Genomic DNA, 248 nt, shown 5'->3' on the forward strand with positions numbered 1-248 from the left:
GCCCATAGCGCTGTGATCCATTCCAGGCATAGCAGAGTGATCCATATTGCCCATCATATCCCGCATTGCTAACCACTCAACTGGGTCAAGTGCAGGCACTGGCGCATCAATATTAGCAGCGACAGACAAAGTCCCTTTGGCATAACCTGAGCGGTCCATGCTTTGTGCAAAAATTGTGTATGCGTCATTTTTAGGCTCAACAACCACATCGTAGGTTTCACCTGGACCAAAGCGAAACTCATCTACGG

At 48.8% G+C, this 248-nt stretch carries 1 protein-coding gene; it reads right to left on the reverse strand.

The genetic code is table 11. From position 1 onward, the window contains the following. On the reverse strand, positions 1–248 hold a 248-nt coding region (locus AAEY78_RS14400), incomplete at both ends, for a cupredoxin domain-containing protein (protein ID WP_502943790.1).

This window comes from Psychrobacter sp. 16-MNA-CIBAN-0192, from assembly GCF_040309565.1.
GTDB lineage: Bacteria > Pseudomonadota > Gammaproteobacteria > Pseudomonadales > Moraxellaceae > Psychrobacter.